This window comes from Nocardia veterana NBRC 100344 (assembly GCF_000308855.1).
In the GTDB taxonomy this organism is placed as follows: domain Bacteria; phylum Actinomycetota; class Actinomycetes; order Mycobacteriales; family Mycobacteriaceae; genus Nocardia; species Nocardia veterana.
On sequence record NZ_BAGM01000114.1, the window covers coordinates 1 to 895 of the forward strand.

The 895-nt window shown below is 63.7% G+C and carries 1 protein-coding gene; it reads right to left on the reverse strand.

Annotated elements, in window-relative coordinates; translation table 11 throughout:
- Positions 1–4: 4 nt before the first annotated feature.
- Positions 5–822, reverse strand: a protein-coding gene (locus ON37_RS31925; protein ID WP_422615680.1) for an IS5 family transposase whose coding sequence is annotated in 2 segments (ribosomal slippage) — positions 5–472 and positions 475–822 — 816 coding nt in all. Because the reading frame shifts where the segments join, the coding sequence is not laid out codon by codon here.
- Between the last annotated feature and the right edge of the window lie 73 nt (positions 823–895).

An 895-nucleotide genomic window follows, 5' to 3' on the forward strand; every position in this document is an offset into this window, starting at 1 on the left:
TGTCTCATGTCGTTGATTTCGCCAGTTTCTTGTAGCAGGTCAGAGTCGCAGCAAGGGTGAGGAAGGCGAGGAAATGCGTGGCCTTGCGGTCGTAGCGGATGTTGAGCCGGTGGTAGCCGGTGAGCCAGGAGATCGTCCTTTCTATCACCCACCTGTGCCGGCCAAGGCGCTGCGAGGACTCGATGCCCTTGCGGGCGATGCGGACGCCGATGCCACGGTCACGTACCCAACGACGCAGGTCAGCGGCATCGTATGCCTTGTCCGCGTGCAGCTTTGCGGGCTTGCGCCGGCGTGGCCCGCGCCGCGACCGCACGGCAGGGATCGCCTTCACGAGCGGTTTGAGTGCCTCGACGTCGTTGGTGTTGGCAGCCGAAACACCCACCGACAGAGGGATTCCCGCACGATCGGACAGAACGTGGATCTTCGAGCCGGTCTTGCCGCGATCCACCGGGCTCGGCCCGGTCATAGACCCCCCTTTTTCGCTCGCACCGACGCCGCGTCGATCACCGCACGCGACCAGTCGATCAAGCCATGGCTGCCCAGCTCATCGAGCACCGCACGATGTAAACGACGCCACAGCCCGGCTTCGGTCCACACCGTGAACCGCCGATGCGCGGTCGGCACGCTCACCCCGAACGACGGCGGCAACATCCGCCACACACAACCGCTGGTCAGCACGAACACCACCGCGGTGAACACCGCCCGCTCATCGACCGGGGCGGTGCCGCCACCCTGCGGACGGGTCGAGAACTCCGGCAGCAACGGCTCAGCCAGAGCCCACAACTCATCCGGCACAAGACGTTTCGACAACTCATCGGTCACGAGTCGAACATCATGCGGCACAACTCATTCCGACACGCCGCAAACGAATTACAACCACGTAAGACATAGTCTT